This window comes from Croceicoccus sediminis, from assembly GCF_007570835.1.
Classification (GTDB): domain Bacteria; phylum Pseudomonadota; class Alphaproteobacteria; order Sphingomonadales; family Sphingomonadaceae; genus Croceicoccus; species Croceicoccus sediminis.
The window spans coordinates 626074-651186 of record NZ_SUNC01000001.1; the positions used below are offsets into that span (position 1 = coordinate 626074).

At 64.5% G+C, this 25113-nt stretch carries 18 protein-coding genes; 10 read left to right on the top strand and 8 right to left on the bottom strand.

Annotated elements, in window-relative coordinates:
* Positions 1–84 precede the first annotated feature (84 nt).
* The 6 genes from FAX90_RS02790 to FAX90_RS02815 all read right to left on the bottom strand — a co-directional run bounded on the left by FAX90_RS02790 (position 85) and on the right by FAX90_RS02815 (position 9642).
* Entirely contained in the window at positions 85–894 is an 810-nt protein-coding gene (locus FAX90_RS02790) for a hypothetical protein (RefSeq protein ID WP_144095330.1), read from the bottom strand.
* Positions 881–2992: an adenylate/guanylate cyclase domain-containing protein gene (locus FAX90_RS02795; protein WP_144095332.1), complete on the bottom strand. Its 2112-nt coding sequence runs from the start codon at positions 2990–2992 to the stop codon at positions 881–883. Before FAX90_RS02795 ends, FAX90_RS02790 begins: the two co-directional genes overlap by 14 nt.
* Positions 2993–3032: 40 nt before the next feature.
* Complete coding sequence (locus FAX90_RS02800; RefSeq protein WP_170234837.1) at positions 3033–6032, bottom strand: CHAT domain-containing protein; 3000 nt, start codon at positions 6030–6032, stop codon at positions 3033–3035.
* Positions 6033–6303: 271 nt separating this feature from the next.
* A complete protein-coding gene (gene cobT / locus FAX90_RS02805; protein ID WP_144095336.1) occupies positions 6304–8121 on the bottom strand; it encodes a cobaltochelatase subunit CobT in 1818 nt (605 codons plus the stop codon).
* A gap of 21 nt (positions 8122–8142) precedes the next feature.
* Positions 8143–8796 (bottom strand): fructose-6-phosphate aldolase, encoded by a 654-nt coding sequence (gene fsa / locus FAX90_RS02810; RefSeq protein ID WP_144095338.1) that lies wholly within the window; start codon positions 8794–8796, stop codon positions 8143–8145.
* A 165-nt stretch (positions 8797–8961) separates the two neighbouring features.
* Positions 8962–9642, bottom strand: a complete 681-nt coding sequence (locus FAX90_RS02815; RefSeq protein WP_144095339.1) for a DUF4197 domain-containing protein — start codon at positions 9640–9642, stop codon at positions 8962–8964.
* 72 nt (positions 9643–9714) lie between these two features.
* Here FAX90_RS02815 and FAX90_RS02820 point away from each other — a divergent pair, with 72 nt between their 5' ends.
* The 4 genes from FAX90_RS02820 to FAX90_RS02835 all read left to right on the top strand — a co-directional run bounded on the left by FAX90_RS02820 (position 9715) and on the right by FAX90_RS02835 (position 16894).
* Positions 9715–11880 (top strand): primosomal protein N', encoded by a 2166-nt coding sequence (locus FAX90_RS02820; protein WP_144095340.1) that lies wholly within the window; start codon positions 9715–9717, stop codon positions 11878–11880.
* Between the two features lie 112 nt (positions 11881–11992).
* Positions 11993–13606 carry a tetratricopeptide repeat protein gene (locus tag FAX90_RS02825; protein WP_144095341.1) on the top strand — a complete coding sequence of 538 codons (1614 nt, stop codon included), beginning with the start codon at positions 11993–11995 and terminating at the stop codon, positions 13604–13606.
* Positions 13607–13683: 77 nt separating this feature from the next.
* On the top strand, positions 13684–15240 hold the full coding sequence (locus tag FAX90_RS02830) for a cryptochrome/photolyase family protein (protein ID WP_144095342.1): 1557 nt from the start codon (positions 13684–13686) through the stop codon (positions 15238–15240).
* A 58-nt stretch (positions 15241–15298) separates the two neighbouring features.
* Positions 15299–16894 (top strand): tetratricopeptide repeat protein, encoded by a 1596-nt coding sequence (locus tag FAX90_RS02835; RefSeq protein WP_144095343.1) that lies wholly within the window; start codon positions 15299–15301, stop codon positions 16892–16894.
* A gap of 4 nt (positions 16895–16898) precedes the next feature.
* On the opposite strand, the gene FAX90_RS02840 is transcribed toward FAX90_RS02835, so the two are convergent.
* On the bottom strand, positions 16899–17942 hold the full coding sequence (locus FAX90_RS02840) for a bifunctional transcriptional activator/DNA repair enzyme AdaA (protein ID WP_144095344.1): 1044 nt from the start codon (positions 17940–17942) through the stop codon (positions 16899–16901).
* A gap of 103 nt (positions 17943–18045) precedes the next feature.
* On the opposite strand from FAX90_RS02840, the gene FAX90_RS02845 reads away from it, so the two are divergent.
* The 6 genes from FAX90_RS02845 to FAX90_RS02870 all read left to right on the top strand — a co-directional run bounded on the left by FAX90_RS02845 (position 18046) and on the right by FAX90_RS02870 (position 24696).
* Positions 18046–19695 (top strand): S1C family serine protease, encoded by a 1650-nt coding sequence (locus tag FAX90_RS02845; RefSeq protein WP_240704685.1) that lies wholly within the window; start codon positions 18046–18048, stop codon positions 19693–19695.
* A 224-nt stretch (positions 19696–19919) separates the two neighbouring features.
* On the top strand, positions 19920–20474 hold the full coding sequence (locus FAX90_RS02850; RefSeq protein WP_144095346.1) for a F0F1 ATP synthase subunit delta: 555 nt from the start codon (positions 19920–19922) through the stop codon (positions 20472–20474).
* A gap of 31 nt (positions 20475–20505) precedes the next feature.
* Positions 20506–22035: a F0F1 ATP synthase subunit alpha gene (gene atpA / locus FAX90_RS02855; RefSeq protein WP_144095347.1), complete on the top strand. Its 1530-nt coding sequence runs from the start codon at positions 20506–20508 to the stop codon at positions 22033–22035.
* Positions 22036–22066: 31 nt separating this feature from the next.
* A complete protein-coding gene (locus FAX90_RS02860) occupies positions 22067–22942 on the top strand; it encodes a F0F1 ATP synthase subunit gamma (protein ID WP_144095348.1) in 876 nt (291 codons plus the stop codon).
* Between the two features lie 21 nt (positions 22943–22963).
* Entirely contained in the window at positions 22964–24436 is a 1473-nt protein-coding gene (gene atpD / locus FAX90_RS02865; RefSeq protein ID WP_144095349.1) for a F0F1 ATP synthase subunit beta, read from the top strand.
* Between the two features lie 2 nt (positions 24437–24438).
* Entirely contained in the window at positions 24439–24696 is a 258-nt protein-coding gene (locus FAX90_RS02870) for an ATP synthase F1 subunit epsilon (RefSeq protein WP_144095350.1), read from the top strand.
* 79 nt (positions 24697–24775) lie between these two features.
* Here FAX90_RS02870 and FAX90_RS02875 read toward each other — a convergent pair whose 3' ends face one another.
* Positions 24776–25054 carry an HNH endonuclease family protein gene (locus FAX90_RS02875; RefSeq protein WP_144095351.1) on the bottom strand — a complete coding sequence of 93 codons (279 nt, stop codon included), beginning with the start codon at positions 25052–25054 and terminating at the stop codon, positions 24776–24778.
* Between the last annotated feature and the right edge of the window lie 59 nt (positions 25055–25113).

Genomic DNA, 25113 nt, shown 5'->3' on the forward strand with positions numbered 1-25113 from the left:
TACCTCCCGCAGCGCGGCCCCAAGTTCCGCGCTTCCCCGTAAATTTCGTAGCCGCCCCCAGCGAAAGGGCGCCCCATGAGGGCATCAGCCCTCGCTATCGCCCTCGGCATTCGTCTCGGTACCGGCCTCTGCCATCGTCTCGGCATCGGCATAGGCCGCCTCGACCAGCAGGTCGCGCTGCGCAGTGCAACCGGCATCGTTCAGCATCGAGAACACCGCCGTCGCATCGTCTGTCGGCACTTGCGGCAGGACGCGGGTGATGATCGTCACCGGTGCCATGCCGGGCATTTCCAGCGTGTAGGTCGCGTTGTCGACAACCGGGAGGTCCTGCGGCCAGAGCTTCAGCGCGCTGCCGCGCTTCCACGCGATATCGGACGATCCGGACTGGCCGGTGACCTTGCCGGTCACGGCCTCCACACGGTCGGGCCGCCAGAAGACGAGCCGTGCCGGATCAGCCACGCACCAGGTGCCGCCCTTTGTGCTGTCGATCTGCCAGATGTTGGTCGGGCCGGTATGCGTTGCCGAAGCCGCGCCGCTGCCTGCGCCGCGCACGGCCCCGGTACGAGCCCGCGCGCCAGTACCGCCCGAAACCAGGTCGGCAACCCGCTGCGTACCGGTGCGGTCGCGCACGACCGCGCTATCGAGCTTCACCTTGCCGGGACCGCGCAGAACGCGGGTGCCGGCCTTGTCGAGCACGGTCACGACATCGCCCGATTTGAGCACGATCTCGCTATTGGCCGGCAGTTTCTTGCCCGCTGGATAGCTTTTCGAAGACGGGCCCGTTGCACGCAGGACCACCGATTGGGCCGCCGCGACCGAAGCCGTTCCCAGCACCGCGAAAACCGCTGCGGCACCGATCAGGCCGCGCGTAAACTTGCGCTCAACCAAGGACATAACTTTCTCCTCCACTTGTCTGCCGCAGCCTTTGGACAAGGTTCTGCAGCGAACGTATTCCCAGCGTTGACGGACCGGACGGCCCCTCTGCCAGTGCGGCATCGCCTGCCGCGGTTTCCTTTTGCCCGATACGGCCCAGTTCTTCTGTGAAGCGGTTCACAGCATCGGCATCGCCACTGGCATGAGCCGTGACGAGCGCGGCAATCGATGCGCGGTCCTCGACACTGGCATCGGGTCGCGGCTCGAAGATTTCGACCGGCGTTGCCCGTCCGCGCAAGGTCACGCGGCCCATCGGAACGAACCAGTCGGCGATGTCGGACGAACGCAGCTTTTCAATGACTTCGGCGCTGACAAGAACGGTCGTGTCGAGCGCCTTGTTCGCCGCCTCAAGCCGGGCCGCAGTGTTCATCGCATCGCCCAGCGCGGTGTACTGGATACGCCCTTCCCCGCCAAAATTGCCGACGATCGCTTCGCCATAATGCAGGCCGACGCGCGTGCGGCCGATCGGCGGCACGCCTTCGGGCACGGCCTTGCGAAATTGCTCGCCCGCCTGGTACATCGCCCAGGCCGCCATGGCTGCGCGATACCCGTCGTCGGGCTTCGCAATCGGCGCGCCCCAGAACGCGACAACCGCATCGCCGACGAACTTGTCCAGCGTGCCGCCATATTTGAGCACCACGGCCGAAAGCCGGTCGAGGTAATCGTTCAACAGGCTGGCGATCACTTCCGGCTCGACCGCGTGGGTCAGCTTGGTGAAGCCTTCAAGATCGGTGAAGACGCAGAAAATCTCGCGTTTTTCGCCGTGAAGTTGCAAGCGTTCGGGATTGCGCAGGATTTCGCCCGCGACAGACTTTGGCAGATACTTGCCCAGCGCGCCGGTCGCGAATTCACGCTCCGCCTGGCCGATCACGCGCAAGGCCGAGGCAACGGCGAGATACCCCATTAGCCAACCCCCGACCCACCCGATCGAGGGCAGTTCATACGTGTTGTAGCCCCACTTCTCGAACAGGAAGGGCAGGATAAGGAAGATCGAGAACTGGAGGATCATCGCCAGGCCCACCGCCGGACCGCCTCCTTGCGGCGCAGCGCTGCCCGCCCCCATCAGCACCGCGACAACCGCCAGCACCCATATCGTCCAGCGCGGCAGGATCATCGGCATTTCGCGGTCCAGCAGCTGCGCCAGCATCTGGGCATGGATTTCGACACCGATGGTCTGCAACTCGCCCGTCACCGGATTGCCGGTGCGGGTAAAGGGCGTATCGAATTGGTCGAAGTCGGCAAAGTCCCCGCCGATCATGACATAGCGGTCCGCGATCAGGTCGCTCATGAACTCCGCCGTGGCCGGATCGGCCAGGAGATCGATCGGCACCTTGTCGAACACGGGCCTGTCGGAGCTGACCGGCACGCGATAGCGGATCGGGCCGGTATAGCCCTCGAAACGCTGCGCCTCGTCCGGCCCGTCCTGGGTGAGCGCAAGCGTCATCAACGGGGGCAACCCGGGATAATGGCGCGGCCAGCGGCGCGCGACGCCGTCGCTGTCCGTTTCCAGCAGGATCGAGGTCGACCGCACGACATCGGACCGCACGTCCTCATGCCAGGCGTCGAGGTCCTGCTGCTGTTCGAACGTGATCGCGTCGGGATTGGTCGCATTGTTGGCATAGGCCAGCCAGACCGGCGTCTTCATTTGCGACAGGACCTGCTTCAACAGGGGGTCGTCATCCTGCGGCGAATCGAACAGCACGTCGATGCCGATGGCCCGCGCGCCCATCGCATCCATGTTGGCCAGCGCTTCGGCCAGGACTGTGCGGTCCACCGGTGAGATCTGGCCCGTCGCCCGGTTGGTGTCATCGGTATAGACGACAAGGGCAATGCGCTGATCGGTGTCGACCGCCCTTGCCGCGGTCACCGTCCTCACGTCGTAAAGCGCGCGTTCGGCATCGCGCAGCAGCGGGAGCTTCCAGCTGCCGTAGGCGATGATCACGCCGATCAACATCAGCAGCAAGGCGATGACGGCGCGCGTCGACCCGAGCTGGCGCAGCGTACGACCCAGCTTGCGCCGGATGTCCGCCTCGCTCATCGGTGTCTGCGTATCCGGCATCGCGCCTTCCGCTCCTTTCGATCCAGCCGCCTTCCTCGTCTCAACCGCCCAGGTTCAGCAGCGGGCGGGCCGCATCGCCGACGATGGCAAAGCCCGACCAGTAATAGGGGTGCGAGGTCAGCGGATCGTTCATCAACGCCTGCTGCGCATCGAGCAACGCGGTGCCCAGCGTCTGCCCCTGACCTTCGAACAGGCCTTCCATCAGCTTCGTCGTCGCGCCAAAATCATCCGGAGCAGGCCAGTGCGAGGCCAGCACCGCGCGTCCGCCTGCGCCAACGAAACTGCGCACCAGGCCATCGAGGGCGGTGCCGCCGCCCGAACCCAGTCCCGCTGCGCGCGTCGTCGCTACGTCGGCCGCAGCCGCCGTGTCGCAGGCCGAAAGGATGACGAGATCGGCATCGAGCTGAAGGTCGAAAATCTCCGAGAACGTCAGCAGGCCGTCCGAACCATCGGCGCCGAAACTGGTCAGCAGGGCGGGACGCGTCGGACAACTGGGCCCCGGAGGCGTGACCAACCCGTGCGTTGCGAAATGCAGGATGCGAAAGCTCGACAGGTCATCACGCGACTTGATCGCGGTATCGGTAAACTGAGCGCCCGTCATCAGGTCAGTACCGCCACCGACCAGTGTCGTCGCGGTCAGCAGTTCTTCGGCCGAAATCGGGTTGTTCCATTCGGCCAGCGGCCATTGGCAATCCTGTGCCGTCACGCCCGACGCGCCGCGAATGCCGGTGAAGCCCGCGGGCGTTTCACCCACTGTCGCGTTGTTGCCCATGCCCAGGTAGCTGCGCGGCGCATCCGAGGACGGCAACGAGCGCGCATCGGCAAAGGCGCGGGCGGAAACGGCGGTGGAAACCATGCGGTCGCGGCCCATCCAGTCGATCATCGAAACGTCGAAGGGATCGGCGTCGGGTGCCTCCATCGCGGCGAGGTATTCGCCAAGCGAGGCATCGTCGGCGATCAGGAGATTGGGCGGCAATTGCAGCATCGCGCCATCGGGTTCGAAGATGACGTGGCTTGCACCCTTGATCCGGTCTGAAACGGGACCGAACAGCGAGACGTAGAGCTGGCGCGCGCTTTCGACGTCGAACGGCCCGGTCAGGTACATCCCGTCCTCGAACTTCGAAATCGTGTCGCGGATCCGGCGCACTTGTGCCGCCATGTCCCGCCCGCCGACACCGGCGCGGTAGCCGGTCGCGAAGTCGGTGCCCGCGACATAGACGAAGACATCGTTGTCCAGCACCGCCAGCTTGGCATAGACTTCGCCCGGCGCCAGCACGTCCTGAAGCTCGCTTTCGCCGATATGGCGCTGCGCCACGGCGCGATAGCGCGAGTAATAGTTGAGCGCGACGGTCGTGTTCTGCGCCTGCTCTTCCAGCTTCGCCAGTTCGCGTTCGACCGCGCGAAGCTGCTGCGGACGCGCGTCGGCTCCCTCCAGCCGGGCCAGCGCCGCCCGTTCCACGCGCAGGCGTTCGAGCGAGCGGTTGAGGCTGACCGACTGCCTGAAGAGGCGGGCGGCCTCGTCGTCTCCGGCCGAAAGTTCGCGCGCCAGGACCGCCTGCGTATCGGCAACGCCGGGACGCATCAGGATCTGCGCCGCGGCAAGAAATTCAGCCGAAGCGGCAGGATCGCTGTCCATCCGCGCGGCAAGGATGTCGAACCACGGCGCCATCTGGCTGGCCAGCCCGGTGAGACCATCCGTCCGTTCAAGCGAACGCTCAACGATTTGGCGGTAGAGCGTCGATGCGTCGGCCACGCGGCCATGGCGCGCATAGAAGGCGGCAAGCTGAGCCTGCGCGGCGGCAAGGCTCCGGGTTTCGGGATATTGCACCGCGATCATGTCGACCGCCGATTGCAGCAGGCTTTCGGCCCGCCCGTTATCGCCGCGATCTTCGGCCATGCGGGCAAGCTGTGCCAGGATCTGGCCGCGCATGCGGATGATCGACACGACGCGCCCGTTGCGCACGCCGACGACACTGCGCTGCGCGGCATTGAGCGCGACCTCCGCCTCTGCCGTCCGGCCAAGGTAATAGAGTGCCGAACCGCGCAAGTGATCGGCCTGAGCGTCGAGGATCGTGGCAAGCTCGACGTCGCTGAGCTTCAAATCGTCGACCATGCCCAGCGCTTCGAGGATCGGGTCGCCCGCGTTGATGCGATTGACGAGCGGGCCCGTCAGCGTCAGGCCCTGTCGCAGTTCGTCCCCGCCCGGTGCCAGCGAGATACGCAAGGGACGTCCCAGCCGTTCGATGGCCGCGGCATAGTCGCCCTTGTTCAGCTCGTTGATCGCCTCGAAGTTGCGCAGCTTACGTTCCGTGATGGGGTCCGTCGCGGGCAGTGCATCGGCCTGTGCGAAAAGGATTGCCGCCTCGGTGAACTGGCCGAGGTTCGACCGCTGCAAAGCGGTGTTGGCGAGATATTCGGTCTGCGATGCGCCGACGTCATCGGTGTCGCGCATACCCAGCTGTTCGAAGAACGCGGCGGCATCGGCATAGTCGCCCGCGTTGTTCCGGCGATACCCTTCGGCCAGCGCGGCGCGCGGGTCCAGCGTCTGGGCCTGAATGCGGGCGAAGGCTTCGCTGTCGGCAACCGACGCCGTGGCGACCGTGACTTCGCCGGGAACAACGCGATCTTCCAGAAGCGACTTCAGCGCCAGCTCCAGCGCGCTTTCATATGCGGTGTAACCCTCGGCCACCCAGGTCGCCTTGCCATGGCCGAGCGTGACGACGGTATAGGGAAGGCCCGTGCGCGAGCCTAAGCACTGCTGCTGCGTCGCGCCGGCCACGATCGTAGAGGGGACTTCCGGCGTGCCTTCGGGGCAAGTGAAATCGGCGCGGTTGGCGGCGATCCGGCCGATCGCGCCTTCATCGCGCAGGGCATAGATGCGCGCCACGGGAAGCGCGGTATCGCGGCAGACCACGGCCCATGCGCGGTCGAACGGGCTGGCAAGAAGCGGGCTGTCACCGCGGCTTTGCACCTGGCACAGCGCCTCTGCGCCGCTGCCGACGGGGAAACTGTCGGCCAAAAGGGGCGATGTTTCGGCCAAAGCAGGCTGGGCCGAGGCAAAAATCCCCGCCAACACGAATGCCGCACGAACGGCCCGACGACCGAAAAGCGAATGCTCGCTCCGCATCATAAATCCCCCACATCAATGGTCTTGCCGCAAACACAGTGGTTAACACCGATTTCCAGCAGGGCTTCCCGTAGCCCGACCGTCCCTTCCGACTCTGTGACACCTAGCACAGTTGCCAGTCGAAAGTGCGCAATAATGTTACGGAATACGCGAAATTTTGCAGGTTATCACCCGCCGAACGGGATCAGTCGTCCTCGAAAAGTCCCGCCAGCTGCTCGATCATCGTGCCGCCAAGCTGCTCGACATCCATGATCGTCACCGCGCGGCGATAATAGCGCGTGACGTCGTGCCCGATGCCGATGGCGACGAGCTGGACCGGGCTCTTCTTCTCGATCCATTCGATCACCTTGCGCAGGTGCTGTTCCAGATAGCCCGCGTTGTTCACCGACAGGGTCGAATCGTCGACCGGCGCACCGTCGGAAATGACCATCAGGATGCGGCGATCCTCTGGCCGCGCCAGCATGCGCGAGTGCGCCCACATGAGCGCCTCGCCGTCGATGTTTTCCTTCAGCAACCCTTCGCGCATCATCAGGCCAAGGTTGCGGCGCGCGCGGCGCCAGGGCTCGTCCGCCTGCTTGTAGACGATGTGGCGCAGATCATTGAGCCGACCAGGGTTCTGCGGCTTGCCCTTCGACAGCCACTGCTCCCTGCTCTGCCCGCCCTTCCACGCGCGGGTGGTAAAGCCGAGGATCTCGGTCTTTACGCCGCAGCGTTCCAACGTCCGGGCCAGCACGTCCGCGCTGATCGCAGCGATGGAGATCGGCCGCCCGCGCATCGAACCCGAATTGTCGATCAGAAGGGTGACGATCGTGTCCTTGAATTCCTGGTCCCGCTCGATTTTGTAGGAAAGCGACTGGCCGGGCGAGATCACGACGCGGGCCAGCCGCGCGGCATCGAGCAGGCCCTCTTCCTGATCGAAATCCCAGGACCGGTTCTGCTGCGCCATCAGGCGGCGCTGAAGCCTGTTGGCCAGCTTGGTGACGACACCCTGCAGACCCTTCAATTGCGCATCGAGATAAGTGCGAAGGCGGGTCAGTTCCTCTTCGTCGCACAAGTCGGCGGCACTGACGATCTCGTCGAAATCGGTGGTGAAGGCGCGATAGTCGAAGTCGTCGGGAATCTCGGTCCACGGCCGGTTGGGCCGGACCGGCATCATGCCTTCCTGATCGCCCTCGCCCGGTTCGTAGTCGCTGTCGCCTTCCTCGCCCTCGGCCTCTCCGTCCTCGCTCTCGCTCTCGCCGTCGGGGTTTTCGGTGGGCGCGGCTTCCATGCGGCCGTCGGAATCGCTGGGCTGCTCTTCCTCCTGGTCGTTCTCGGTCTCGTCCTCGCCTTCCGGCTCGTCTCCGCCGTCGTCCTCGGACGCGTCTTCCGGCTCGCTCGCCACCAGTTCGAGGTGTTCGAGCAGGCCCAGCATCTTGCGCGAAAAGGCGTGCTGATCGTCCAGCACTTCGGCAAGCTGCGCGAAATCGTCGCCGATCGCGCTCTCGATCCCGGCACGGCGCAATTCAAGGCCAGCCAGCGTATTTTCCGGCGGTGCTTCGCCCGTAAGAGCCTCTCGCGCCATAAGGGCGAGCGCGGTGGCAAGCGGCACGTCCTCGCGCTTGTCGGCGCGCAGGATCGGGTCGCTGGCAAGACGGCGGTCGAGCGCGGCGGCAAGATTGGCGCGCGTGCCCTGCATGGCGTTCGCGCCCAGCGCCTCGTACCGCACCTGTTCCAGCGTGTCGTAAACCTGCCCCGCAATCGGTTCGACAGGGCGCGATTTACGGTGCAGCGCGGCATTGTGGTGCCGGGTCTTCAGGGCGAAACTGTCGGCCACGCCGCGCGCGGCGGCGACGGGGCCTTCCTCAAGCTTGCGACCCGGCATCGGCACGCGCACGACATTGCCGGCCTGGTTCGGGCTTTCCGAAGTCCAGTTAATCTCAAGCTCCGCCTCCCGCGAGACGGCGCGCGATGCCGCCGTCAGCGCGGAGCGGAACTTGTCGAGAGGAGACTGATCAGCCAATTCGCGCGGCTTTCCGTTCCCTTACAGGATCGACTGGCCGGTCTTGGCCCAGTCGGCCATGAAGCCTTCGATGCCCTTGTCGGTCAGCACGTGCTTCACCAGGTTCTTGATGACGGCGGGCGGCGCGGTCATCACGTCCGCACCAATACGCGCCGATTCAAGCACGTGGGTCACGTGGCGAACCGAAGCGACTAGGATTTCGGTCGCGAAGGCATAGTTGTCGTAGATCAGGCGAATGTCGCGGATCAGGTCCATGCCGTCGACGCCGTTGTCGTCATGGCGGCCCACGAAGGGCGACACGAACGTCGCGCCCGCCTTGGCGGCCAGCAGCGCCTGAGTGGCCGAGAAGCACAGCGTCACGTTGACCATCGTGCCGTCCGAAGTCAGCGCCTTGCAGGTCTTGAGGCCGTCGATCGTCAGTGGGACCTTGATGCAGACGTTGTCCGCGATCTTCCGCAGGACTTCGGCTTCCTTCATCATCGTTTCGTGGTCGAGAGCGACGACTTCGGCGCTGACCGGACCATCGACGATGTCGCAGATTTCCTTCGTCACTTCCATGAAGTCACGACCCGACTTGGCGATGAGCGAGGGATTGGTGGTCACCCCGTCCAGCAGGCCGGTGGCGGCAAGGTCCTTGATGTCGGCGATTTCGGCAGTGTCGGCGAAGAATTTCATGGGTGCGCTCACTCGTTTCATGGCGGTCATCGCGGCCCTGTCGGCGCAGAAACGCCGCAAGTGCGCGATGACCCGATTTGCTGGGGCCTGCCTTGCCGCCGCATCGGCGACTTTGCAACCGGCAAGGACGCCAGTTTGCCAAGATTACCGGCGATACCCGGCCGTTCAGGCCACGCCGAATACGCCGATGAGGACGGGATCGTTGGTCGAGCGTGGATTTTCGCGAATGAAGGCCTCTTCGTTGCCCATTTCGGTCCAGATCGTCTTTTCGGCAACGTCGGTCAGGCCATAGACCACGTTCTGGAGATTCGTGCCTGCCAGCGCGGATAGCGCGGGCCCGACGACCGGATCGGACACGAGGTCGAGCGCATCGCCGATTTCGGGGACCATCACGTCCACAAGGCGCTGCCCCATGTTGGCGCGCAGGAAGCTGGTGGCCGCGGTCGGCTGTCCGGATATCAGGGCAGCGGCGTTCTGGATGCCGACCACGCGGATCGTGTCGGCAATGACCGGAGCGGCCCGTTCGGCACCGCTGGCGGCCACATCGGCAAGGCCGCGGAACAGGCGGTCCTTCACCAAGCCAGACGTGAGGATAGAGGACAGGATGCCGCCACGCGCGCCCAGGAACTGGTCGAGTTGAAGCCGGGCGACCTGGCTATCGTAGAAACCGTTCTGGGCGAGCAACCGATCGAACGCACGTTCCGACGAGAGCGTCAGAAGGCGGCGGATCGCCTCGGCAAAGCTGAAACCGCCATAGGAGGCACAGCCCGGCAGGGTCAGGGCAGCAGCGGAAAGGCCAAGGCCGCCAAGGAAAGCGCGGCGATTGGAAGCGGGGGGCAGATTCATGACGACAACTCCTGTTGGCGGGACGCGCCGGGGTGTCGCAAGCCACGGCAGCGCCCATATAGAAGGCTGCTCATGAACCGTGTCCGACTCCTCGTACTCAACGCAGCGCTAGGCCCGCTCGACTACCGCGTGCCCGATGATCTGCATGTCGAACCCGGCAGCATCGTGGTGGCACCGCTGGGCCCGAGGCAAGTGCTCGGGATTGCTTGGGAAAGCGAACGGTTGCCGGGCGCCGAGGTTCCTGATGCGCGCCTGCGCCCAATCCTCGACGTCCTGCCCGTCCCGCCCCTGCCCGCGCCGCTGCGCCGCCTGATCGAGTGGACGGCAGAATACTACTGCGCCGCCATGGCCAGCGTCGCGCGGATGAGCCTTTCGTCAAGCGCGGCCCTGCGCGGCGGGGGCACGATCACCGAATACCGCCTGACCGGCGTGATGCCATCGCGCCTGACACCGCAGCGCGATGCCGCGATTTCCGCACTCGATGGCGAACAGGGGACGATCCGCGAACTGGCCGATCTTGCGGGCGTTTCCGAGGCCGTCCTGCGCGGGCTGGTGAACGCGGGGGTGATGGAGCCGGTCGTCGTCGATATCGACCGCGCCTATCCGCCTGCCGACCCCAATCATGCCGCCCCCACCTTATCCGACCTGCAAACTGGCGTCGCGGACCGGTTCGTTGAAGCGGTGAAGGCCCGAAAGTTCGCGCCCTTCCTGCTCGACGGGGTGACCGGTTCTGGCAAGACCGAGACGTACTTCGAGGCCGTGGCCGAGGCGATCCGCATGGGTCGGCAAGTGCTGGTCCTGCTGCCTGAAATCGCGCTGACCGAGAATTTCCTCAAACGCTTCGAAAGCCGGTTCGGGGTCCCGCCGGTCGTCTGGCATTCCAGCCAGAAGCAATCGGAACGCCGCCGCGCTTGGCGGCAGGTGGCAGAGGGCGGCGCGCAAGTCGTGGTCGGAGCACGGTCGGCGCTGTTCCTGCCCTATGCGAACCTTGGCCTGATCATTGTCGACGAAGCGCACGAGGTCAGTTTCAAGCAGGATGACGGCGTGCGCTACAACGCCCGCGACGTTGCCGTGATGCGCGGGCGGTTCGAACAGATCCCGGTCGTGCTGGCATCGGCAACGCCCGCGCTGGAAAGTCTGCAAATGGCAGAGGCGGGCGTTTACGAGAAAGTCGACCTGCCCAGCCGTTTTGGCGAGGCATCGCTGCCCGAAATCGCGGTCGTGGACTTGCGCGAACAGGTGCCGCCGCGCGGACGCTGGCTCGCCCCGCCGCTAGTCGCGGGGATAGAGGAACGGCTAGCACGCGGCGAACAGTCGTTGCTGTTCCTCAACCGGCGCGGTTATGCGCCGCTGACGCTGTGTCGCAATTGCGGGTTCCGGTTCCAGTGCCCGAACTGTTCGGCATGGCTGGTCGAACACCGCCTGTCGAAGCGGCTGGCCTGCCACCACTGCGGCCACGAAGTGCCCTCGCCCAGCCAGTGTCCCGAATGCGGCGAAGCCGACTGCCTCACCGCCTGCGGCCCCGGCGTCGAACGCATCGCGGACGAAGTTGCACAGATTTTCCCCGACGCGCGCACCGCCGTCGTCACCAGCGACACGCTGTCCAATCCCGAAAAGATCGCCGCTTTCGTCGATGCGGCGGAAAGCGGGGCGATCGACGTGATCGTCGGCACGCAGCTCGTCACCAAGGGGTACCACTTCCCCGAACTTACGCTGGTCGGCGTGGTCGATGCCGATCTTGGGCTCGAAGGCGGAGACTTGCGAGCCGCCGAACGGTCCTATCAGCAGATCGCGCAAGTCGCGGGCCGCGCGGGCCGCGCATCGAAACCCGGCGAAGTCCTGATCCAGACGCGCCATCCCGATGCTCCCGTCATCGCCGCGCTGGCCGCCGGCGACCGCGACGCGTTCTACGCCGCCGAAACCGATGCCCGTCGCCACGCAGGTGCCCCGCCTTTTGGTCGATGGGCCGCGATCATCGTGTCGAGCGAGGACGAGGCCGAAGCACGGGAAGCTGCGCAGAACATCGGCCGGGCCGCACCGCGATTGGACGATCTGGCCGTCTTCGGCCCCGCGCCTGCCCCTCTATCGCTTCTGCGCGGGCGCTATCGCTATCGCCTGCTCATCAACGCGCGGCGCAGCGCGGCGCTACAGCAGACCATCCGCGAATGGCTCGATCCGATGGAGTTTGCACCGGGTGTGCGCATAGGGGTCGACATTGATCCATACAGTTTCGTATGAAATCGCTTCATCGCCGGTACAGGGCCTCTCGGCCATGGCACGGCGGTAAGGGGTTTGTCGAAACGAAGGTGAGGCCTGGCCGGATGACGCCGGTGGGCCGAAAGAGGGGTAAATGAATAAAGTTCTGGGTCGCATCCGCAACACTCTGGCCGCAACGGCCGCCATCGCCGCGCTGGCCGCATCGCCTGCGCATGCAGAATGGTGGAAGGCCGAAACCGACCATTTCATCATCTATTCCGAGGATTCGAAGGACGACACCGAAGCCTTCGCGCGCGAACTGGAACGGTTCGATAACGCGCTGCGCACGATCCAGGCCCTGCCGGTCAAGCCGGAAGAGGAACTGAGCGACGCGAACAAGGTCACGATCTTCCGCGAAGGCCGCGTGTCGGGCATCGCCAAGCTGGCCGGTGCCCCCGGTTCGGGCGTCGCGGGCTTTTATATCCCGCGCGCAGGTGCGCCCGTCGCCTTTACGCCGGTGCAGGAAGACATCACCGACATCCGCTCCATCCGTCAGCGCGCCCGCAATACCGAGGCGGAGATTGATCCGCGCTCGATCCTTCAGCACGAATATGTCCACCACTTCATGCTGCAGACGTTCCCGGCGACTTATCCCGACTGGTACATCGAGGCGTTCGCAGAGCTTTACGCCACGATCGAGCTTTACGACGACGGCACGTTCCACCTGGGCAACCCGCCTCAGTACCGCTCGTTCCAGATCTACAACCTGCGCAGTTTCCCGCTGAAGCAGATGTTCGACCAGAACCACGAACGCTCGGGCCTTGATCGGTTCCAGTTCTACGGCACCGGCTGGATGGTCGCGCACTACCTCAGCTTCAATCCCGAACGCCGTCCGCAGCTGTTCCAATACCTGAAGGCCATCGGCGAGGGGCAGGACGGCCTGACCGCCGCAAAAGAAGCTTTCGGCGATCTCGACAAGCTGCAGGACGAAGTCGACGCCTACAAGCGGCAGGCCAAGCTGGGCAAGTTGCCGGGTTTCGACATCAAGCCCGCCGACTATGTCGCCCCGGCAGTTGAAATGCGCGAGCTGACCCCGGCGGAGGAATCGGTCATCAAGCTCTACATGCGTTCCAGGCGCGGGGTCGACCGCAAGGACGCAAAGGAAGTCGCCGACAGCATCGAGGCCAAGGCGGCAGAATATCCCAGCAGCCTTTTCGTCCAGATCGCTGCCGCCGAAGCCTTCGTCGATGCGCGTCGTTACGACGAGGCCGACCGCGCCGTGGCGCGCGCGCTGGCGCTCGATCCCAACTCGTCGCAGGCATGGCTGTACAAGGCCAAGTCGATCATGGGCCGTGCGGAGTACGAGGCCAAGGACATGGCCATGTACGCCGATGCGCGTGAGCCGTTGGCCATGGCCAACAAGCTCGATCCGCAAAACCCCGAACCGCTGATCCTCTATTACGAGACGTATCGCCGCGCCGGCGAAGCGCCGACCGAGAATGCGATCGTCGCGCTGGAATCGGTGTTCGAGGATGCGGCTTTCGACGCGGCCTATCGCATGATCCTGGCCCGCCAGCTTCTGATCGAGCTGAAAGGCCCGCTCGCCAAGACGGTTCTGGCCCCAATCGCGTTCAGCTTCCACGGCGACCAGGAAGACAACAAGCTGGGCCAGGTGATCGACCTGATCGACGAGCAGAAGACCGAGGAAGCCCGCGACAAGCTCATCGAGCTCATGGCCGAGGCCGAACGCAAGGCCAAGGAATCCTGACCGGCTGAACGGCCGACCATCAACAGGCCGTTGACGGGGCCGGGACACCTTGGGCGCGTTCGTGCGTTGCTCAGGTCATGCCCGGCCCCGTTCTTGTACCTGTCCTTGGCGATCAGCTGACCCGTGACATTGCCAGCCTGAGAGGGCGGACGAAAAAGGACACGGTCATCCTGATGATGGAGGTCGCGGACGAGACCACTTACGTCAAACACCACAAGGCCAAGATCGCCCTGATCCTGTCGGCCATGCGCCATTTTGCCGCCGAATTGCGCGATGCGGGGTGGGCGGTCGACTACATCGCGCTGGAAGACGAGGGAAACACCGGCTCCTTCACCGGCGAGATCGCCCGCGCGGTGGAACGGCACGGCGCAAGCGAAGTCCGCATCGTGGAGCCGGGCGAATGGCGCGTGCTGAAAGCGCTGGAGGGGCTTAAAGGTCCCCTGCCCGTTCCGATGGAGATCATCCCCGATGATCGCTTCGTCTGTTCCCTGAACGAATTCTACACCTGGGCCCAGTCGCGCGACACGCTACGGATGGAGAACTTCTACCGCGAAATGCGGCGCAAGACCGGCCTCTTGATGGACGGCAACGAGCCCGAAGGCGGCCAGTGGAATTTCGACCACGACAACCGCGCCTCGCCCGACAAGAACATGGACCCGCCGCCCGCGCCCAAGTTCGAACCGGACGACGTCACGCGCGATGTCATGGATATGGTGGAGCGGCGTTTTGCCGACCATTTCGGCTCACTCGACCACTTTGGCTGGTCCGTCACAGCCGATCAGGCGTCACGGGCGCTGGACGCATTCGTTACCGAGCGTCTGCCCGACTTCGGCACGTATCAGGACGCGATGGTCCACGGGTCGGATGACCTGTTCCATTCGCTGCTTTCGACTTCGATCAATCTCGGCATTCTCGACCCGCTGGAGTGCTGCCGTCGGGCCGAACAGACCTATCGCGACGGCAAGGCCCCAATCAACGCGGTCGAAGGGTTCATCCGTCAGATCATCGGCTGGCGCGAATATATCCGCGGGATGTACTGGCTGGAAATGCCCGACCTGGCAGAGGCCAATGCGCTGAACGCCACGCGGCCCCTGCCCGAGTTCTACTGGACCGGCGAGACCGGGATGCGCTGCATGGCAGACTGCGTGCGATCGACGCGGGAGAACGCGCACGCCCACCATATCCAGCGGCTGATGGTGCTGGGCAATTTCGCTCTGATCGCGGGGGTGAAGCCGCAAGAGGTCGAGGACTGGTTCCTCGTCGTCTATGCCGATGCCTATGAATGGGTCGAACTGCCCAATGTCGCGGCGATGGCGCTGTGGGCCGACAAGGGCCGGCTTGCGTCAAAGCCCTATGCGGCGAGCGGCAACTACATCAACAAGATGAGCGATTATTGCAGCGATTGCGCCTATTCGGTCTCGAAGAAAACCGGCAAAGGGGCGTGCCCGTTCAACCCGCTCTACTGGGACTTTCTCGTCCGCAATCGCGCTCTGCTGGAATCGAACCACCGCATCGGGCGCGCATATGCAACGTGGGACCGGATGAAGCCGGACAAGCAGAAGGCCTACCTCGACAGCGCGAAGGCCGTTCTGGACGACCTGAAACCCGCAAAGGGTGGATGGGCGCGCGGCTAGTTCTTGATCGGCCGGGACAGATAGGCAAGATGCCCCAAGAGACTTGGGGGTCGCGAAAATGCATCGAATACATGGGTTTCTTCTGTCGGCCACGGCAGCGCTCGGCCTTGCCTCGCCCGCTGCGGCCGAATGGCACAAGGCGGAAACCGAAAACTTCATTGTCTATTCCGAAGGCAAGGAAGACCGGGTCCGCGCATTTGCACGCGAGCTGGAGCTGTTCGACGCACTTCTGCACCAGCTTCACGGGATCGAACGGTCGGGCAATCCGAACCGGCCCACCATCTACCTGGTAGACAGCAGTCGCGATGTCGAGAAGCTGTCGTGGAGCGGTGTGGGTGGATTCTACACGGCAAACGAATACGGCACTTACGCAGTCGGCCGTAACTCACGCATCAAGACCGGTTATCGCCTGAACGGCAATTCGATCCTCTATCACGAATATGCCCACCACTTCATGTACCGCAATTTCAACAGCGCGGTTCCGGCGTGGTATTCGGAAGCTTTTGCCGAGTTCTACTCAACCACCGTCATTGGCGATGACACCATCGAGATAGGCCGCCCCGCCAACCACCGCACCTATAGCCTGCAATACCACGACGGCGATTCTGTCGCGGAATTCCTGTTGGCGGAGCAGGGAGATAACACCTCCTACTCGCGCGGCTGGCTGCTGCTTCACATGCTGCAGTCCGACCCGGGCTACGCGCACAGGCTTGCCACCTATCTCGACGACTTCCGCAACGGAAAGTCTCTGGAGGAAGCGGCGAAGGCGCTGGGCGATCTGGATCGGTTGACCGATGCTGTCGGCCACTATGGCAGGGGCAAGCTGCAGTTCAGCATCCTCGACACGACTAACCTTCCCGCGCCCGCAATCACCACTTCGCTGCCCGATCCGGTGGAGCAGGAGCTTATCTCGATAGACCTGCTTCGCCGATCGGAGATGAGGCAGGACGAACCGATCCGGCTGCTGAAAAAGCTTGAGCAGAAGTATCCGGGCGAACCGCGCGTGAAGTTCGCCCTTGCAAAGGCCCACCACGATCACGCGACTTTCGTCGACGAAATCTACGAATACGTTGAGGAACTGCGCCGCACGCTTGCGGAAGAGGAGCCCAAATCCGAAAAGATCGAGGACCTTGAAGAGGCGATCGCCTACAACATCAAGGAATATGACCTTGCCGATAAGGCAAAGCTTCGCGCAGAGCAGGCGCGGGCCTATGCCGACGCGGAACGCGAGGTGGATGTTGTGCTGGCGGCAATGCCCGACCATCCTCGCGCCAATGCGCTGAAGGGCGAAATCTTGATGCACAAGGCCGCTAAGGGCGAAGACGACCAGTGGCGCGCTGCACGCGGATACCTTGTGAAAGCCAACCGCCTTTCGCCGGAAGATCCGCTGCCGCTCTACCTCTGGCACAAGGCCTATCGCGATTCAGGCGACGAAATGCCCGAGGTGGCGCACATGGGCCTTCGCAAGGCTTACGTCCTTGCGCCCGAAAGCAAGAAAATCCGCAATGCGCTGGCTCGCGACCTGGCGGATCTTGGCCAGTTCGAGCCTGCGATCGCGATTGCCAAGATCTCGGCCTTCTCGCCTCACGCGTGGACGACGGACCGCAAGCTGCTGGAAGACATCCGCAAGATGGCGAAACTGCCAAGGAGTTGAAAGATCAGCGTTCGCTTTCCCGCTTGAGCAGTTCGCGCTTGATCGCCTCGCCATAGGCATAGCCGCCGACAGACCCGTCCGAACGGATCACGCGGTGGCACGGGATCAGCACCGCGACGCTGTTCGCGCCATTGGCGCTGCCCGCTGCGCGGACGGCTTTCGGGGTTCCGGCGGCAGCGGCAAGCTGCGCGTAAGTGCGCGTTTCACCGGCCGGTATCTTGCGCAGTTCGGCCCAAATGCGTTCCTGAAATGCGGTACCCTGCACGTCGAGCGGGATGTCGGACGGCGTGCCCGGTTTTTCCACCGCCGCGACGATGCGGGCGAACAGCCTCGCGAAATCCTCTCCGCCCTCGACAAGGTCCGCCTTCGGGAACCGTGTGCGCAGGTCATGCTCGCTCTCCCCGAACGAAAGGCGGCACACGCCCTTGGCGGTCGCGGCGGCCAGCATCGGGCCGAGGCTCGTCTGCGCCACGGCCCAGCGTATCGTCACGCCCCTGCCGCCGTCGGCCCATGCCGAAGGTGCCATGCCCATTCTCTCCCTCGCCTTTTCATAGAATCGCGATGCTGCACCGTACCCGGCCTCGTGGATCGCGCCGGTTACGTCACTGCTCGCAAGAGCGTCCTGCGCGCGCTCCATCCGCAAGGCACGGCCATAGGCGGCGGGCGTCATGCCCGTGGCCCGCGCGAACACGCGTGAGAAATGATCGGGCGAATAACCGACAGCCGCGGCAAGATCGACCAGCGGCAAACGCGCGTCCGCATCGCCGATCAATCCGATCGCGCGCGCCACGGCATGCGAATCGCGGGCCGCCTCGTCGGGTCTGCAGCGTTTGCACGGGCGAAAGCCCATCGCCTCTGCCGCCTCGTTCGTCGCGGCAAGCCGCACGTTTTCCGGCCGCGGCCGCCGCGCGGGGCAGGACGGGCGACAGTAGATCGACGTCGTCGTGACGCAGACCACGAATCGCCCGTCGTAGGCCCGATCGCGCCGCGCAAAGGCGGCAAGCGCCTCCGTCTCGCTCAGCGGCAGGGGGTCTGCGGTCGTCGTCATGCCCCCTCTTAACGCGGCAGCCATGCCACGCGCATCCCGAAACCTGCGTGCAAAACCGATATTCCCCCTGCCATCGCGCTCAGGATCGGGTAACAGCGCCGTCATGGGTTCGCGGTTCCCCCTCCCCGCCAAGGCCTTGCAGGCCTTTCGCCTCGTGCTGTGCGCGCTCTTGCTCGCCTGCTCGATGCAGATGGCCGCACCCGCCCCGGCCCGCGCCGACAGCGCCGACATCAACGCCGCCGCGCGCAGCGTGGTGCGCGTGGTCATCGTGCTCCGCGATTCGTCGGGCTACGACGTCATCGGCCACGGCACAGGCTTTGCCGTGACGCCGAAACTCATCGTCACCAACGCCCACGTCCTCGCCCCGCTGCTGGAGGATGACCGCCTTCGCCTAGGCGTCGTGCCCGCGCAGGGACGAACCGGCTATTTCGCGCGAATCGTCAGGGTGTCGAGCGATGTGGACCTCGCCCTCATCGAACTGACAGAAGATGCCAGCCTGCCCGTCGCCACGCTCTATACCGGCGTGGTGGAGGACGGTGCGGACGTTTTCGCCGTGGGCTATCCCGCCAATGTGGACGAGGCGCTGGGACTGGGCCTCAATGGCCTCGTCTCGCCGCAGGCCCCGGTGAAGTCTCGCGGACAGGTATCGGGCGGACGCACGTCGACCCAGTTCGATACGCTGCTCCATACCGCCCCCATCGGCACCGGCAATTCGGGCGGCCCGCTGCTCGACGCCTGCGGGCGCGTGGTCGGCGTCAACAGTTTCGGCACGATCAGCGACAACGGCTCCGATTCGGAATTCTACTTCGCGGTTTCGATGCGCGAACTGGCCCCTTTCCTGCGCAAGGCGGGCGTGTCGGTCCATACCACGGCGCTCCCGTGTCAGAGCCTTGCCGCCTTCGATGCCGACGAGAGCGCGCGGGCCCTGCGCGAATCCGCGGCGCAACAGGCGCGGCTGGAGGCTGTCGCCGCCGAACGCCGCCTGAAGGCCGAACGCGCCTCGCGCCGGGCAGAACTGGAAACGATCGACAACCGCGAGACGTTGATGGCGCTTTCGGGCCTCATGCTCGCGCTCATGGTGTTGAGCGCGGCGGTATCGATGCGATTCTACGCGCGGCAGGAACAGGAACAGGGCGCGGCCAGCGCGATCTTCGCACTGCTCTGCCTGGTCGGCGCGCTGGCGGCATGGTTCTCGCGGCCCAGCGTCGACGATATCGTCGAACGTGCGGCACAGGCCGAACGCGCGGCCATGGCCGAAGTGCCCGACGTGACGCCGCCGGATTCGCTGGTCGACAAGGGACGGTTCGTCTGCCGCTTCCGCCCCGAACGCAGCCGCGTGACCGTGTCGGCCACGAACGAGGTCCGCCTCGACTGGTCGCCGGATGGATGCGTGAACGAACAGACGCAATTCGGCCTGATGGATGGCGACTGGACCCGCATCCAGATCAACGGCGCGGACCAGACGATCTCGGTCAACCGCTACAACCCGCAAGGGCGCGTCTATACCGTCGACCGCTATCTCGTGGATCTTCCGACGATGGATGCCGCACGCAAGGCGCGTGCCGATTTCCAGGCACCGGCCTGCGGCGCGGGCGACGATGCCGCGCGTGAATGGGGCGATGCACAGCAATCGATCCGCGCGCTGCTGCCCAAGATGCCGAACGAAAGGCTGGTCTTTTCCTGCGATCCGGCCCCTGCGGGCAGCGCGGCGACGGCCACCACCACCGGCGAAAGCGCATCGCCGGAGGGCTGATCGCGGCCTGCGACGCGTGCCGATTCAGCTCCATCCGGTGGGCTATTTCGCAATGGCGGAATATTAGCCGATAAGCGTAGTTGTCATTTGCGGGTTTCGTTGCTAGGCGCGCCGCCGAGAAGATACCCCTGTCTGGCTCACCGCCAGATTGCGAATCTGCAGGCCCCCGGGTCATCGCGCGATTCGCCAGGCGGTTCGCGACAACGAAGAGGGAAGCAATTCGCGTGGATATTTCCGGCGGCATTACGGCCAGTCTCGCAGGACGCTATGCAGCGGCCCTGTTCGACCTTGCGGTTGAACAGAATCAGGTGACTGCGATCGAAAACGACCTCGACAACCTGCGCCAGGCCATCGCGGCATCGGGCGACATGTCGGCACTGCTGACCGACCCCGAAATTTCCCGCAAGGCCGCCGGTGAAGCAGTCGATGCCGTCGGCCGCCACCTTGGCACGTCGGAGCTTACCCGCAAGTTCCTCGGCACGCTGGCGGAAAACCGCCGCCTTGCCGCGCTTCCCGACATCATCCGCGCGTTTGGCGCGATCGCCGCTGCCCAGCGCGGCGAAGTGACTGCCGAAGTCACCAGCGCCCACGCGCTTACCGATACCCAGATCGCCGCTCTCACCGCGAAGCTTACCGCTCGCGAGGGACGCGACGTCAAGGTCCGTACCACGGTCGATCCCGCGATCCTCGGTGGGCTGGTCGTTCAGATCGGCTCGCAGCAGATCGACGGTTCGATCCGCACCCGTCTCAATTCTCTCGCCCAGGCGATGAAGGGCTAAGCCCGCAAGGCTTCGACGAAAGGCTATTTAAATGGATATCCGCGCCGCAGAAATCTCGAAGGTCATCAAGGACCAGATTGCCAATTTCGGCACCGAGGCTCAGGTCAACGAAGTCGGCAGCGTGCTGTCGGTCGGTGACGGCATCGCCCGCATCCACGGCCTCGACAAGGTCCAGGCTGGCGAAATGGTCGAATTTGCCGGTGGCATTCAGGGCATGGCCCTCAACCTCGAAGCCGACAACGTCGGTGCCGTGATCTTCGGCTCGGACGCCACCATCAAGGAAGGCGACCAGGTCAAGCGCACCGGCACCATCGTCGACGTTCCCGTCGGCAAGGGCCTGCTGGGCCGCGTCGTCGACGCGCTGGGCAACCCGATCGACGGCAAGGGCCCGCTGACCGACGTCACCCGCGCTCGCGTCGAAACGAAGGCTCCGGGCATCATCCCGCGTAAATCGGTCCATGAACCCGTGCAGACCGGCCTCAAGGCCATTGACGCCCTGGTTCCGATCGGTCGCGGTCAGCGCGAGCTGATCATCGGTGACCGTCAGACCGGCAAGACCGCCGTCGCCATCGACACCTTCATCAACCAGAAGGAAGTCAACGCTGGCGACGACGAGAGCAAGAAGCTCTACTGCATCTACGTCGCTGTCGGCCAGAAGCGTTCGACCGTCGCGCAGATCGTGCGCCAGCTCGAAGAAAACGGCGCGATGGAATACTCGATCGTCGTCGCCGCAACCGCTTCGGAGCCCGCTCCGCTGCAGTATCTGGCGCCCTACACCGGCGCCGCGATGGGCGAATTCTTCCGCGACAACGGCATGCACGCCGTCATCGTATACGACGACCTTTCCAAGCAGGCCGTCGCATATCGCCAGATGTCGCTCCTCCTTCGCCGTCCTCCGGGCCGCGAAGCCTATCCGGGCGACGTGTTCTACCTGCACAGCCGCCTGCTGGAGCGTGCGGCCAAGCTGAACGAGGAAAATGGCGCCGGTTCGCTGACCGCCCTGCCGATCATCGAAACGCAGGCTGGCGACGTGTCGGCCTACATTCCGACCAACGTGATTTCGATCACCGACGGCCAGATCTTCCTTGAAACCGGCCTGTTCTATCAGGGCGTGCGCCCGGCCATCAACGTCGGTCTCTCGGTTTCCCGCGTCGGCGGTGCGGCCCAGACAAAGGCGATGAAGAAGGTCGCAGGCTCGATCAAGCTGGAGCTGGCGCAGTACCGCGAAATGGCTGCCTTCGCGCAGTTCGGCTCGGACCTCGACGCCGCAACGCAGAAGCTGCTGAACCGCGGTGCGCGCCTGACCGAACTCCTCAAGCAGCCGCAGTTCTCGCCGCTGCCGTTCGAGGAACAGGTCGTGTCGATCTTCGCCGGTACCAACGGCTACCTCGATTCGATCGCGGTCGATGCCGTCACCCGCTACGAAGCCGAAATGCTGAGCTACATGCGTTCGGAACACGCCGATGTCCTCGGCGAGATCCGCTCGACGCAGAAGTTCGAAGGCGAGACCAAGGACAAGACGGTCGCCGCTCTCGACAAGTTCGCCAAGCAGTTCGCCTGAGCCCCAAGAGACACTTAGCTAGGGAGCCGTCATGGCCTCTTTGAAGGAACTCAAGGGTCGGATCACCTCGGTCAAGTCGACCCAGAAGATCACGAAGGCCAAGCAGATGGTCGCCGCGGCCAAGCTGCGCAAGGCACAGGCGCGGGCCGAAGCCGCCCGGCCCTATGCCGAGCGTCTGACCGCGGTCATGGCCAGCCTTGCCAGCAAGGTCGGCGGTGACAACGCGCCGAAACTGCTTGCCGGCACCGGCTCGGACCAGCGTCACCTGCTGGTCATCGTCAACACCGACAAGGGCCTTTGCGGCGGTCTCAACGCGAACATCGTTCGTGCGGCCAGCCAGAAGGCCCGCAAGCTGATCGCCGAGGGCAAGGACGTTGAACTGTACCTCGTCGGCCGCAAGGGTCGTGCGCCGCTAAAGCGCAACTTCCCCGAACGGATCGGCAACCAGTTCGACACCAGCCAGGTGCGCGAACCCGGCTTTGAAGAGGCCGAGCAGATCGCATCGGAAGTCATCGGCATGTTCGAAGACGGCCGGTTCGACGTCGCTCACCTCGTCTATCCGATTTTCAAGTCGGCCCTGGCGCAGGATCCGACGGTTCAGCAGATCGTCCCCGTCCCTGCACCGGAAACGGCTGTCTCGGACGATGCGGGTGCGGTCGTGGAATACGAACCGGGCGAAGAGGAAATCCTCGAAGAACTGTTGCCTCGTTACGTGAAGACGCAGATTTTCGGCGCTCTGCTGGAAATCGCGGCCTCCGAACAGGGCGCTTCGATGACCGCGATGGACAACGCAACGCGCAACGCGGGCGACCTGATCCAGAAGCTGACCATCCAGTACAACCGCAGCCGCCAGGCCGCGATCACCACCGAACTCGTCGAAATTATCGCGGGCGCCGAAGCGCTCTAGGATACAGGCAAGGAAACAACCATGGCCACCGCAGCACCGGTGCTCGACAGCACCAGCAACATCCCCGCCCAGGGCAAGATCAGCCAGATCATCGGCGCCGTCGTCGACGTGACCTTCGAAGGCGAACTGCCCGCGATCCTCACCGCGCTCGAAACGCAGAACGGCGACAATACGCTCGTTCTCGAAGTCGCGCAGCACCTCGGTGAAAGTACCGTCCGCACCATCGCGATGGACGGCACCGACGGCCTGACCCGCGGCCAGCCCGTGCGCAACACCGGCAAGCAGATCTCGGTTCCCGTCGGTCCGAAGACGCTCGGCCGCATCATGAACGTCGTCGGCGAACCGATCGACGAAATGGGCCCCGTCGGCGCGGAAATGACCGCACCGATCCACGCCGAGGCTCCGCTGTTCGTCGACCAGTCGACCGAAGCGGCCATCCTCGTCACCGGCATCAAGGTCATCGACCTTCTCGCTCCTTACGCAAAGGGCGGCAAGATCGGCCTGTTCGGCGGCGCAGGCGTTGGCAAGACGGTTCTCATCCAGGAACTGATCAACAACATCGCGAAGGGTCACGGCGGCGTGTCCGTGTTCGCCGGTGTGGGTGAACGTACCCGCGAAGGTAACGACCTTTACCACGAATTCCTCGACGCAGGCGTTATCGCCAAGGACGCCGACGGCAACGCCACTTCTGACGGTTCGAAGGTTGCTCTCGTCTTCGGCCAGATGAACGAACCCCCGGGCGCGCGTGCCCGCGTCGCTCTTTCCGGCCTGACGATGGCCGAATACTTCCGCGATCAGGAAGGGCAGGACGTCCTGTTCTTCGTCGACAACATCTTCCGCTTCACGCAGGCGGGCGCAGAGGTGTCGGCCCTTCTCGGCCGTATTCCTTCGGCCGTGGGCTATCAGCCCACCCTGTCGACCGACATGGGCCAGCTGCAGGAACGCATCACCTCGACCACCAAGGGCTCGATCACCTCGGTCCAGGCCATTTACGTTCCCGCCGACGACCTTACCGACCCTGCACCTGCAACCTCGTTCGCTCACCTTGACGCGACGACCACGCTGAACCGTGCGATTTCCGAACTCGGCATCTACCCCGCGGTCGACCCGCTGGACTCGACCAGCCGCGTTCTCGAACCGCGCGTCGTGGGTCAGGAGCACTACGATACGGCTCGCAAGGTCCAGGAGACCCTGCAGAAGTACAAGTCGCTTCAGGACATCATCGCCATTCTCGGCATGGACGAGCTTTCGGAAGAGGATAAGCTCACAGTCGCTCGCGCCCGCAAGATCCAGAAGTTCCTTTCGCAGCCGTTCCACGTTGCCGAAGTCTTCACCGGTATCCCGGGCAAGTTCGTGCAGATCGAAGACACCATCAAGTCGTTCAAGGCCGTCGTCGACGGCGAATACGACCACCTGCCCGAGGCAGCGTTCTACATGGTGGGCGGCATCGACGAGGCGGTCGAGAAGGCCAAGAAGCTGGCCGAGGACGCCTGATCGTGGCGCTGCACTTCGAACTCGTGACGCCGGCCAAGCTGGTCCGTTCCGAAGACGTCCACATGGTGGTCGTCCCCGGTTCGGAAGGCGAGTTCGGCGTGCTTGAAGGGCACTCGCCCTTCATGTCGACGATCCGCGACGGCGCGCTGCAGGTCTTCAAGACCGCGGGCGGCGCACCGGAAACGATCATGATCCAGGGCGGCTTCGCCGAAGTCGGCGATGCGGGCCTCACGGTCCTGGCCGAACACGTCGAGGGCTGATCCGCAGTCACGACCGGCCCTGCCGAAATCCGAAGGCCCGGCTCCCACGTGGGATGCCGGGCCTTCTGCTGTTTGGGGCCTAACGCTTCGCCTTGCGCGTCGGTGCGTGAAAATCGGGCGGCTTGTCCGAAACCCACCGGATGAAACGCGCGATCTCCTCATCGGCGCGCAAGAGTTCGAGGTTTGCGCCGTTTCGCGCCAACTGCGCATTGGTGAAACGCGCATGCAGCGTGCGATGGCATATCCGGTGAAGCGGCACCGTCTCGCGCCCACCCCGGCTTTTCGGAACCGGGTGGTGCAGTTCGAAGCGGCTGCCGATCGGGCGCTCGCACAGCCAGCAATGCATCGTCGGGTTCATCGCGCCTTTCTCGCAACTTGCGCGACCAACGCCCCGAAAAATCGCTTTCCGGTCGCCCG

Bases quoted from the DNA above. Each gene is read 5' to 3' on its own strand.
- FAX90_RS02845 (WP_240704685.1), top strand. From the start codon at position 18,046: ATGGGTTCGCGGTTCCCCCTCCCCGCCAAGGCCTTGCAGGCCTTTCGC.
- FAX90_RS02795 (WP_144095332.1), bottom strand. From the start codon at position 2,992: ATGCCGGATACGCAGACACCGATGAGCGAGGCGGACATCCGGCGCAAG.
- FAX90_RS02825 (WP_144095341.1), top strand. From the start codon at position 11,993: ATGAATAAAGTTCTGGGTCGCATCCGCAACACTCTGGCCGCAACGGCC.
- FAX90_RS02875 (WP_144095351.1), bottom strand. From the start codon at position 25,054: ATGAACCCGACGATGCATTGCTGGCTGTGCGAGCGCCCGATCGGCAGC.
- atpA (WP_144095347.1), top strand. From the start codon at position 20,506: ATGGATATCCGCGCCGCAGAAATCTCGAAGGTCATCAAGGACCAGATT.
- FAX90_RS02790 (WP_144095330.1), bottom strand. From the start codon at position 894: ATGTCCTTGGTTGAGCGCAAGTTTACGCGCGGCCTGATCGGTGCCGCA.
- fsa (WP_144095338.1), bottom strand. From the start codon at position 8,796: ATGAAATTCTTCGCCGACACTGCCGAAATCGCCGACATCAAGGACCTT.
- FAX90_RS02820 (WP_144095340.1), top strand. From the start codon at position 9,715: ATGAACCGTGTCCGACTCCTCGTACTCAACGCAGCGCTAGGCCCGCTC.
- FAX90_RS02840 (WP_144095344.1), bottom strand. From the start codon at position 17,942: ATGACGACGACCGCAGACCCCCTGCCGCTGAGCGAGACGGAGGCGCTT.
- FAX90_RS02830 (WP_144095342.1), top strand. From the start codon at position 13,684: ATGCCCGGCCCCGTTCTTGTACCTGTCCTTGGCGATCAGCTGACCCGT.
- FAX90_RS02835 (WP_144095343.1), top strand. From the start codon at position 15,299: ATGCATCGAATACATGGGTTTCTTCTGTCGGCCACGGCAGCGCTCGGC.
- atpD (WP_144095349.1), top strand. From the start codon at position 22,964: ATGGCCACCGCAGCACCGGTGCTCGACAGCACCAGCAACATCCCCGCC.
- FAX90_RS02860 (WP_144095348.1), top strand. From the start codon at position 22,067: ATGGCCTCTTTGAAGGAACTCAAGGGTCGGATCACCTCGGTCAAGTCG.
- FAX90_RS02815 (WP_144095339.1), bottom strand. From the start codon at position 9,642: ATGAATCTGCCCCCCGCTTCCAATCGCCGCGCTTTCCTTGGCGGCCTT.